The following is an 8,408-nucleotide window of genomic DNA, read 5'->3' as shown; positions in this document are numbered from 1 at the left end:
ACCTCGACGGTGCCCTCTCGAACCAGAAGATAGAAGCGTCAGCAACTTCAATCTTCCCAGTTCGGAGGGCACTTTCCCGTCTGCCACACCGCCCTCAACCGAATCTCATCGGTGGATCAGGGCTTAGTGATCGGCCAACGGGACGTCCCGGCCGGGACACGACTACCACGACCGGGACGCCCGGGCCGAAACCGCGAACGCCATCGCGCGGCAGAGCCCGAATCACTCACCATCGAGACCCGGCCGCTGCCCGTGGCGCGCAAGATGACCGTCGTCCCGGACTCGGCAGACCAACCGCGTCCCCCGGCGGCAGCAGGCGCTGGACGTCCGCACGTGCCAGGTCCCCACGCCCTACATCAACGGCGCGGATGCCGCGTCTCCTACGCGACAGCCTCACCAGGCGCCACGAGGCCGACAACATGGTGGCGGCCTGACGACGGCGCACCGCGTCGACTCGAGGGGTCATGTGGCCACAGAGCCGGCGTCGCAACGCGCGATATCCGCGGCATGAGCGTGCGCGGTAATCCAGCGCTCGGTAGCGACGCGGCAAACCGAAACGGGCTCGACGGCAGATTGCGCCGATGGGAGCATCACCGCGTGGTACCACTGCGGATCATCAGAGGCGATGCAACCAGTCCTCAGGCAAAGGGACCAAAGATCATCGCCCATGTATGCAACGACCTCGGTGGGTGGGGCAAGGGCTTCGTTCTGGCGGTCTCCCGCCGGTGGCCGGAACCCGAACGTGCCTACCGGCAGTGGCACCGTGAGCGCTCCGGCAACGACTTCGGCCTTGGCGCTACCCAGTTGGTTCAGGTCCGTCCCGACACCTGGGTGGCCAACATGGTCGCCCAGCGCGGCATCCGCACTGGCAGCAGCGGGCCGCCGATCCGATACGACGCCGTCGAGCGGTGCCTGAGGGCCCTCGCCGAGCACGCCGTGCGGCTGTCCGCTACCGTCCATATGCCGCGCATTGGTTGTGGCCTGGCCGGCGGCCGGTGGGAGCGCATCGAACCGCTCGTCACCGCGACCTTGTGTGGCCGCGACATCGATACCACCGTCTACGACCACGATTGACCGATCGAAACAATGCTCGGTAACACACTCATCGCGGCAGTTCCGGACGTCTTTCTGTCGTCCATCCAAGAACGTGTCCCTGTCCCAGTTGCGCCAGGCGCATGCGAGGCAGACGCCGAATGGGTGGATTCAGGCATTCGCAGTGACAAAGATCAAGAACACGGTGGCGAGGACCAGGGCGACGGTGGCGCCGGCAAGTGCCCAGGTGGCCCATTTCAGCGAGGCGGCCTGCGAGTTGGCGGCCTGCATGAGTTCGCCGGTGGCACCAGCACGTTGTTCAGCTCCAGCTTCCGCCTGAAGCATCAGGAGTCGGATCATTTGGGCTTTGAGGGTTTGGGTAGCACCCTGACCTGCTGCGTGGGCGATATCAAGCATTCGAAGGGCCTCCGTGATGCCCCGCGAGGCACGATCGACCCCAGCGTTGGTAACTTCCGCGACCGCGGGGTCTCCCGTCTTGATGGCTGTATGCCAAGCCTCGACTGCTTGGCGGTGGATCTCGTAGGCCAGGTTCACGGCATCGGTTGCCACTCTGACGCTTTCCTTAGCGGCATCCGACATGGTTTCCAGTGGGGATCGCCGTCGGGGCTAGGCGTGCTGTCGGTCATAGCGATGAGCCTGCCACGGCTTCTGTCCAAGGGACGGTCCGTGCGCACTCTTCTCGGCTAGATCCGCGCACTTGGCTGGAGCCGACGACCGTGATTAGCTTACGTGCAGTCACTCGCCGCTGCGGTTCAATCGGGGCCGAACCGAGTCCTGATCTGCAAGTGGCGCCGGTTGTCACGAACATCCGCCCGGAGAGCGCGGGCTCAAGGGGCGCCAAAAGTCGAGCATGTGGCTCCCGTCTTGCGGAGGTGGCCATGCCGCTCGTCGTTTTCGACCATGTGCGTGGAGTGGCTGCGGCTGGATTTCTGGTTCGGTCTGGCGGCCCAACCGTCTGCGGGTCCGCTGTCAGGCTTGGCAGGCGGCGGCGAGACTGGTGCGGATGCGGGCGTGGGTGAGCAGGAGTTGGGTCATGTTCGATCGGTGGGGTCGGACTCGACCTTTAGCGAACGGCCTCGAACTGGGCCGTCCACGTCGTGTGGAACGTCATGCCCTGGCAACGGATGTCGGTGTCGACCTTTAGCTTTACGGCGTCAGTCAACTTGAACGGGTAGTTCGCTTCGCTCACGGCGAGCGTGGGGAAGAGGGGGTCTGCGCCGACCGTGGACAGTTCGATCTGGTCGTGGCAGTAGGCCGTGTCGGCGCTGTCGGCGACGGTGTCGATGACGACCTCACCCGGGGTGATAGATATCAATTTGGCTTTCACGTTGGTGTTCGGGTTGGTGAGGGTGAGGGTGACGTACGCGCTTTCGCCGGGCAGCAGCGTGCCGGTTTGCGCGCCGGTGACGGTGACGGCAGAGAAGGACTCGGCCGAACCTGCAACAGGACCCGTGGTGCTGCTCTGGACGAACGCGGCGATCGCGAGGCCGCTGATGCCCATCAGTGTGCCGACCGCGGCGATGACGAGCACGGGCTTGATTTTTGAGGTGGTAAGCATGGACATTCTCCTGACATCGAGTGGAATCGCGTGCGGAAATACCGCGAGATGGAATACGTCGTGCCGGTTGATGCGCCTGGTGGTGCGGTGGTCCGCGGGCGCCCGGTTGTCAGGAACGACTCGTGGGTTCCGGCTCGTTCGGGCTCGACAGTTCGTCGACGGGCGGGGTGGTGGTGGTCCCAGTGGGCGTGATCGTCTGGGACGCGGCCGGTGTAGTCGGGACGATCGACTGGTCCGATGTCGGAGCGGGTGGTGCCGTCGCCGGGTCGGTGGCCACGGTCTCCGCCGGTACCGCGGCGGAATCGGTGGGTGTCCACCGGCCGGTCGCGCCGTCTATCCGCACGGTCACCGCCGTGGTCAGACCAGGCCCGGCGGCGGCCACGCCGATAGCGAATCCCGTACTGCCGAGTTGGGCGGCGATTACCACGGCGATGGCCGTGATGCGTCGGGCGGTGCGCAGGCGGATGATGCTATTCAGGTTGTGGCTTCCGAGGACTTCTGCCACTGTGGGATCGGGCATTGTGGGCTCACAATTGTTCTCCTGGCCCGGAGTGAAGGTGGTCCGGTTCCGAGTGAATCTGGATGCTTTTCCTCGAGACGCTGCCATCAGCAGTAAACCAGAGACAGGTTGGCCGGTGCGTTCGAATGAGTGAAAACGGTTCCACAGAGTGAGCCCCTTTGCATCCTGCGATGATCTCGCGGTCCTGTAGCACGTGGATGGCTTGGCGAGTTGAAACGCCAGGCGCGGCAGCGCCAGGCCCGGTGGGCACGCGGGGCGGACGGTGCCGCCGCGCACCGATGGTCACAGTCTCCAAAGCAACGTCTGTGCAACCGCAACGACTGCGCTCGGCACTGAACTCTCATCGGCAAATCCGAGTGTTGGTGGTTCTCCTGTGCTGTTACGTTGCGTGGCTGGTTGTTGAGGTCAGGCGGGTGCGGACTACGAGGTCGTGCAGGGTATTGATGGTGGAGGGGTCGGGTTGTTCGGGCAGTGGTGAGGTGTCGCGGGCGGTTTCCAATTCGGCGCGTAGGCGGGGGATGTCGGCGGCCAGGTGCCGGACCGCGCCGTCGGGTAGGGGTCCGTGTTCGGCCTCGCGCTTGGCGGCGATCAGATCCGGTACGTATGCCAGCCCGGTGCCCAGTACGCGCAGGTCGGTCTCGAGCTGGCCGGTGCGCATCAGGTGGATCCCGGTCAGCAGCACCCGCAGCGTGTACAGGGCCGGTTTGAGCCGCCCGGTCTTGGTGTACAGCTTCTGCTGGCCGGTGGCGAAGCCGAGGTAGTGATGCGCGTGGTGACGGGTGATCAGCCCGCCCGCCAGTGTCTTGAGGTCGGTGTGGACGGCGGTGGTGACCACGACCAGCGGGGACAGCAGCTGTTCCAGCACGTAGCCGTTGCGGTCGGTCAGCAGCCGGGCGAACTTGAGTAGGTCGTGGCTGACCACGTCCAGCTCGACCCCGTCCCGCATCCCGGTGTGCTGCAGGGTATCCGGTCCGGTACGTAACCCGACGACCTCGGCCGTCGGCAACACGTGCACGGCGCGCAGGTCAAGGTCCGAGTCGACCGAGGCGAACCCGTACAGGTGCGCGCCGCTGACGGTCGCGAACACCAGCGGGTACGGCAACGCCCGCGCGCTCTGGCCCGCCCAGGATGGCACATCGACGGTCATCCCAGGTTCCTTTCCCGTACCGCGACCAGAAAGGCGTCAACGGCGCGACGGTCCGGCTGCTCGGGTAGCCGGGTTCCGGCCGCCGCGGTGGCGAGGTCGGCGAGCAGGTCGGCCGCCCACACCGCGACCCGTTCCCAGGGCAGGTCCCCGGCCCGCACTGCCAGCAGCCGGTCACGCAGCTGCGCCACGTCGACCAGGACCTCCCCGGTGCGCAGCACATGGGCCCCGGCATACAGCAGTCGGATCATGTGCATGGCCTGCTTGTGATTGGTCTGCCCGGTCCGCTCCCGCCGCGCGGCGACCCGGTCAAGCTGATCCTGCGCGTACCGGCCGTAGGTGTCAGCCACCCGCCGCGACAGGAACGCCCGCCGCACCGCCAACAACTCCCGGCCCTCGTCGGTGACCTTCTCAACCAGCGGCGACCACAACACCTCCAACACCGTCGGATTCGCCTGCAACGCAAGCGTGCAGAACCGCTCAACCTCCCAGGAGAACTGCTCGGCTGCTGGCCCGTCCACGTGCGTGGGCGGCTTGTCCAGCCGCCAGAACCAACGCGTCGGTGCCGCGTACACGCCCCGCCGGTCACGATCAGAGCCGTCGCGGTCCAACCCGTACGCCCGCGACCCGACCACCACCGCCAGGATCGTGTTCCGCTCCACCAACTCGATCATGACCAGCAACGCTACCGAAACGCGCCCAGCTCACACCCGGCTATATCCCCGCAAGCGCCACAGCCGACCACACTCACACCAACGCGACGAACGGACCAACAGGACCGAGAAGCGTGACCCTCCGGAGCGAAAACATCGCGGAAGAGGAGTGCACCCGATCTTGCCTAACGCGATACGCCCGACAGCCAGGTTAGAGGTGGTAGGAGTGGGGTCCTCCGAGCCAATGACTCAGGTACTCGGACTGAATCTCTCCGGTGAGTAAGCCAGCAAGGGCTGCCGAAAAGCCGACCCCGTACTGCTCCCAGTACGGTCCTTCCTCCTTCAGCACCGCTGGCCAGTCGCCGGCGGCAACGCCCGGCTTGACATGCCAGAAAAGCAGGTCGCCGTTGCCGGTGTGGCCCCACGAGACTAGGTTGTCGCCAGGCTCGAACCAGGGCGGGACGTCCTCATGGTTCGGTTCCCAGTGCGACGGGTCACCCAAGTACCAGTCTTCCGAATAGCTATCCGGTCCTGCGAAGTCCAGCCGGACGCACTCTTGCGCCCAGGTGTTGTGCCGCACCAAGTCTGCCCACTCGTGCGGAGCGTGAGGGGCACATACGGTGACGTGATCGTCGACGAGGCCAGCGCCGTAGGCATCGACGAAACGCTTGTAATCAGCCGGCAGTGTGACACCCAGCGCAGCCTCGACCAGCGACCATTCGGCTCCGCCGGCCGAGGCCGCACCAGCCAGCGACGGTAAGCCCAGAATCCCTGCGAGGTCCTCGGTCGCGTCTGACTGGCGCCGCGGTCCTTGGCCGGTGTGTCCAAGATCCTCCCTCAGTCGCCCTCCTGAAACGACGTCGTCGCGCCCGAGCTGGTCACCGCCGGTCCCCGCGACAATGGCATACGAGCCGTTAAGCTCAACCACAACAAGGTCAACCTCGCGCTCCTGCCCGCCGTTATCGCGGCAGACACGGTCGAAGGAGTCGCCAGGGCGAGCCCAGTTCCGTGGGTGGTACCCCGGCTCGCCCTCTAGACGCCACCCTCCCGGGACAGCCTGGACAGACTTGACGAAGAAGCTCAAACGCTCGATACGCACAGGCAACATCGTGCACAGCGGCCGAGGGCATGTACCACCCCGACGCCGTCCTCCCGCTCTGCCGCGGTACCCGCTGTTCACCACGGCATGCGTCAAGCAACACCGCACGCAAACAGACAAGCTCCCGGACAGCTACGGTCGACCACCCACCGAAGCACCCACTCAGCGGCAAATCCGTACGGCCGTGGTCACAGGAACGGGCGACGGCGACGAACTAGGGTTCGTTGCTGTGGACGTGGTCGACTTCTGGCGGTTCCTGGAGCGCTCCGGTGAGGCGACAACCCACCCGCAGCGCAGAGCGGAGTGGCTGGAGCACCGGCTCAGCCGTGTTGCCCTGGATCACATCGTGGACTTCCAGATCCATGTCGACACAGCACGTCGCCCCATCGACACCTGGGACATGCTCGGTGCTGCCAACCAGATCATGGACGGGCTGTGCAGTGGCGACTCGTTCTGGTACTTCCAGCCATGGCTCATCGCCCAAGGGCAGCGCTGGTGGGGGCACGCCGCACAGCACCCGGACAACCTCGCCGACCTGCCCGCGGTACAGGCCCTCGCCGGTCGCCGCCCGCAGCACTGGCCCGACTCCGAATGGCCCCACTGGGAGGACCTGTCGTACGTGGCCGCCCGAGCCTACGACCATGTCACCGGCCAGGACGACGGCATCGACGACGCACTCGGCGAACGCGGTCACCGGCGCCCCTGCGACCCGAAAATGGCGGGCATGTCGTGGGATACCGACAGCCTCGCCACGATCGAACGGCGCTTGCCACGGCTGAGCCGGATGTTTCCACGTCACCGCCATTTCCATGCCTGAACGGCCCTTGCGCAAGAACGCAACCAACCCGGCCTGTTCAAGCGAGCGCTCAGCGGCAGACCGTATACCGGCAGGAGGCAACGAGCGTGATCACTTGTCGATGACCGGGGGTCCCAAGGGGTTGACTACCGTGGTTGCGTGGACGACGGATGGGAAGCGCGGATGGCCGCCCGTGCTCGCGAGCGCGCAAACGAGCGGATAGCCCGGAGGCGCCAGCCGCTCGAGCGTGACCGTCAAGGGCACGTCGGCCACCACCTGCACCGAACGCCGCTTGGCACCCAATGCTCGTGCGGCAGCGACTTCCAAGAAGCCTGCTACGTCAACGAGGGTGAAGACCAAGCGTGGTGGGAGCTCCAGCGATGTGAGGCATGTGATAGGCACCGTGTGCTGCTTCAGGGCCCGGCGCACTGACGTCGCACCACCGCGTGCCGGGCGCCGCCGTTGTCACGTACCGTAACGCTCTGTCGGCGGCAAGAGCGTGTACTTCGGATCGCCGACCCCGCCGGCTCGAAACAGTCGGAACGCGAGACCACAATGGAACGGCTTCTGAACCGTATGGAATCGCCTCGCCGCTACCGCATGATGCCGGACGGCGCGCTCCCCGAAACCAGCGATGGCGAATCCTGACCTCGACCACCGGGCAGGCGTCCATCCCTAGCTCAATGTCACTGCTCTATCCCAAACCCAAGGGCCAGCCGACCAGGGCAAACTCGCTTCACGAACGCGGGAACACCTCCGCGCTGACGTCGTGGCGCCCGCCTACCACTGTGGACGGCACGTGGCCCCAGCGTCGCGCGCCATCCGTTGGCAAGCGTCAACGGGTCGCCGCGGCGGTGCCGTCCCACTTGAAGGCCCCCGGCCGCGGAGCCGACGTCGCAACGCGCGATATCCGCGACAGATTAGCGCGCCGGCATCGAACGGCCGGAGGTGGTGAGGGAAAGTCACCGGTGCGGGCTGCGGCACAATGGCGGGGTGCCGCCGGATCTGCTGTGGGACGACGTCCAGCCCTTGTTCGACCCTGGGCTGATGGGATCCCTTCCAGACCTGTGCGTTCCCGCGACGTCGATCGCGGACTGGCAAGCGCTCCTGGATCTCGCGGCGTCAGGCCGATGGCGGTACGAGTACGCCGAAGGCGACGTGGCTATCCGGTTACCCCGTGCAGAAGCGGTGTTCAGCCGCCCGCCGGACGCCGAGACCGCGTCCCTTCGCGTCTGGCCGGCTCCTCACATACTCGCGATCTTCCGCTTCTACGCCCCGACGCAGATCGACTTCGACGTCGACCTCCGTGAGATACAGGGTCAGCATGGGCTCGATGTCTTCTGCGCGTTCCTCAAGGCGATCGGCCAGCGACTTGGCAAGCCCGTGCTGATGGACGCCGAAGGCGGTAATCCCCACTCCCATCCGGTTCTCGGATACCGCGTCGAGGATGACCAGGTCGTCGTGGTGAACGGACCACTGACCCCGCCAGGATGATGACCGGCACCAGGCAACGCGCGCATCGGCCGGGTAGCGGCGGCGCATTGCTGCGCCGCCGCCCCCTCAGAACCGGACGTGCACGTTTCCA

Annotated in this window: 10 protein-coding genes; 3 read left to right on the top strand and 7 right to left on the bottom strand. The window is 66.0% G+C overall.

Features of this window, described 5'->3' with window-relative positions:
* The first annotated feature begins 597 nt into the window (after window positions 1-597).
* Window positions 598-1,074: a macro domain-containing protein gene (locus V6V89_RS40540; protein WP_334625027.1), complete on the top strand. Its 477-nt coding sequence runs from the start codon at window positions 598-600 to the stop codon at window positions 1,072-1,074.
* A 129-nt stretch (window positions 1,075-1,203) separates the two neighbouring features.
* Here the strand turns inward: V6V89_RS40540 and V6V89_RS40535 are convergent, their stop codons facing one another.
* From V6V89_RS40535 to V6V89_RS40510, 6 genes are all read right to left on the bottom strand, one after another.
* Complete coding sequence (locus V6V89_RS40535; RefSeq protein ID WP_334625026.1) at window positions 1,204-1,632, bottom strand: hypothetical protein; 429 nt, start codon at window positions 1,630-1,632, stop codon at window positions 1,204-1,206.
* A gap of 484 nt (window positions 1,633-2,116) precedes the next feature.
* The gene (locus V6V89_RS40530; RefSeq protein WP_334625025.1) at window positions 2,117-2,611 is read right to left on the bottom strand and encodes a hypothetical protein; all 495 of its coding nucleotides are present in this window, start codon (window positions 2,609-2,611) and stop codon (window positions 2,117-2,119) included.
* 109 nt (window positions 2,612-2,720) lie between these two features.
* A complete protein-coding gene (locus V6V89_RS40525; RefSeq protein WP_334625024.1) occupies window positions 2,721-3,116 on the bottom strand; it encodes a hypothetical protein in 396 nt (131 codons plus the stop codon).
* Between the two features lie 394 nt (window positions 3,117-3,510).
* Window positions 3,511-4,278 carry a nucleotidyltransferase domain-containing protein gene (locus V6V89_RS40520; protein ID WP_334625023.1) on the bottom strand — a complete coding sequence of 256 codons (768 nt, stop codon included), beginning with the start codon at window positions 4,276-4,278 and terminating at the stop codon, window positions 3,511-3,513.
* Window positions 4,275-4,949 (bottom strand): nucleotidyltransferase domain-containing protein, encoded by a 675-nt coding sequence (locus V6V89_RS40515; protein ID WP_334625022.1) that lies wholly within the window; start codon window positions 4,947-4,949, stop codon window positions 4,275-4,277. The genes V6V89_RS40520 and V6V89_RS40515 overlap by 4 nt, the downstream gene beginning before the upstream one ends.
* Before the next feature lie 190 nt (window positions 4,950-5,139).
* Complete coding sequence (locus V6V89_RS40510) at window positions 5,140-6,027, bottom strand: hypothetical protein (RefSeq protein WP_334625021.1); 888 nt, start codon at window positions 6,025-6,027, stop codon at window positions 5,140-5,142.
* A 184-nt stretch (window positions 6,028-6,211) separates the two neighbouring features.
* Here V6V89_RS40510 and V6V89_RS40505 point away from each other — a divergent pair, with 184 nt between their 5' ends.
* Window positions 6,212-6,844: a DUF4240 domain-containing protein gene (locus V6V89_RS40505; protein WP_334625020.1), complete on the top strand. Its 633-nt coding sequence runs from the start codon at window positions 6,212-6,214 to the stop codon at window positions 6,842-6,844.
* A gap of 90 nt (window positions 6,845-6,934) precedes the next feature.
* Here the strand turns inward: V6V89_RS40505 and V6V89_RS40500 are convergent, their stop codons facing one another.
* The gene (locus V6V89_RS40500) at window positions 6,935-7,150 is read right to left on the bottom strand and encodes a hypothetical protein (protein ID WP_334625019.1); all 216 of its coding nucleotides are present in this window, start codon (window positions 7,148-7,150) and stop codon (window positions 6,935-6,937) included.
* A gap of 720 nt (window positions 7,151-7,870) precedes the next feature.
* On the opposite strand from V6V89_RS40500, the gene V6V89_RS40495 reads away from it, so the two are divergent.
* Entirely contained in the window at window positions 7,871-8,317 is a 447-nt protein-coding gene (locus V6V89_RS40495) for a hypothetical protein (RefSeq protein ID WP_334625028.1), read from the top strand.
* Window positions 8,318-8,408 lie beyond the last annotated feature (91 nt).

The sequence above is a fragment of the Micromonospora sp. CPCC 206061 genome, from assembly GCF_036906915.1.
Classification (GTDB): Bacteria; Actinomycetota; Actinomycetes; order Mycobacteriales; family Micromonosporaceae; genus Phytohabitans.
Note: the sequence above shows the minus strand (reverse complement) of the source record. Positions and strands in the feature narration are given on the sequence as shown.